Source organism: Acinetobacter sp. RIT698 (assembly GCF_009668065.1).
GTDB lineage: Bacteria > Pseudomonadota > Gammaproteobacteria > Pseudomonadales > Moraxellaceae > Acinetobacter > Acinetobacter guillouiae.
Genome location: NZ_WJYH01000116.1, coordinates 1 through 1,109, shown reverse-complemented (window position 1 = coordinate 1,109; position 1,109 = coordinate 1). Strand labels below are relative to the sequence as shown.

1 protein-coding gene and 2 pseudogenes are annotated in these 1,109 nt (G+C 44.4%); all 3 read right to left on the bottom strand.

Annotated elements, in window-relative coordinates; genetic code table 11:
- Positions 1–225: pseudogene (locus GJV03_RS21315) on the bottom strand (acetyl-CoA C-acyltransferase); the annotation flags it as partial.
- Positions 226–380: 155 nt separating this feature from the next.
- Positions 381–1,034 carry a 3-oxoacid CoA-transferase subunit B gene (locus GJV03_RS21310; protein WP_154131082.1) on the bottom strand — a complete coding sequence of 218 codons (654 nt, stop codon included), beginning with the start codon at positions 1,032–1,034 and terminating at the stop codon, positions 381–383.
- Positions 1,035–1,036: 2 nt separating this feature from the next.
- Positions 1,037–1,109: pseudogene (locus GJV03_RS21305) on the bottom strand (3-oxoadipate CoA-transferase); the annotation flags it as partial.

The window sequence follows — 1,109 nt, the reverse complement described above, 5'->3', positions numbered from 1 at the left end:
TGCCAATAATGCTGACATACGCCCAACATTACGATTGTCTTCACCGGCTTGATTGGCACAGCCATAGATCACATCATCGACTTGCTGCCAATCTACCGTTGGATTACGTTGTATCAATGCTTGAATTGGAATTGCACCGAGGTCATCTGCACGTATTGGCGCAAGACCACCAGCATAACGACCAAATGGGGTACGGATGGCATCTATGATGTAAGCGTTTTTCATGTTGTTTATATCCTTAAATAATCTCCCTTGCGCTGCTACAGCCGCAGCTCACCTCTTTGTAAAAGAAGAAGTTCCCCTCTTTCATAAAGAGGGGTTAGGGGAGATTTAATCATTCCGTTAGGAGAGATTTAATCATTCCGCAAGGGAGGGATTTATTATCCCTGTGTCGCATCAATCAACTGAGCACCCGTCAAAGCCTGTAACTCTTCAAAGCTCAGACCTGCAACTTTTTCAAGCACTTTTAAGCCATCTGCGGTCACATCAATCACACATAGGTCGGTATAAATACGATCAACACAATGTTTGCCTGTTACTGGATAAGTCAGTTCTTCAACAATCTTAGGTTCACCTTGCTTGGTCACATGATCTGTGGTGATAAACACTTTCTTGGCCCCTACAGCCAAATCCATTGCACCACCCACGGCAGGAATCGCATCTGGCGCACCAGTATGCCAGTTGGCAAGATCGCCATTGGCTGCCACTTGGAATGCACCCAATACAGCAATATCCAGATGTCCGCCACGCATCATGGCAAAGGAATCACCATGATGGAAAAACGAGCCACCCGTTAGCATAGTGACATATTCTTTGCCTGCATTAATCAGCTCAGGATCTTCTTCACCTTTGGCAGGTGGAGGACCAAAAGCCAATAAACCATTTTCAGAATGCAAAAATACATCTTTGTCTGTTGGCAGATATTTTGAAATCTTGGTCGGTAAACCAATGCCTAAATTGACATAAGCACCATCGGGAATATCTTGGGCAACACGTTCAGCAATTTGGTCACGGCTTAGTTTTTGGTAGCTCATTGTTATTCTCCATTACCATTTGCTGCATCAACTGCAACCACATGCTGAACAAAAATTCCTGGGGTAATAATGTGT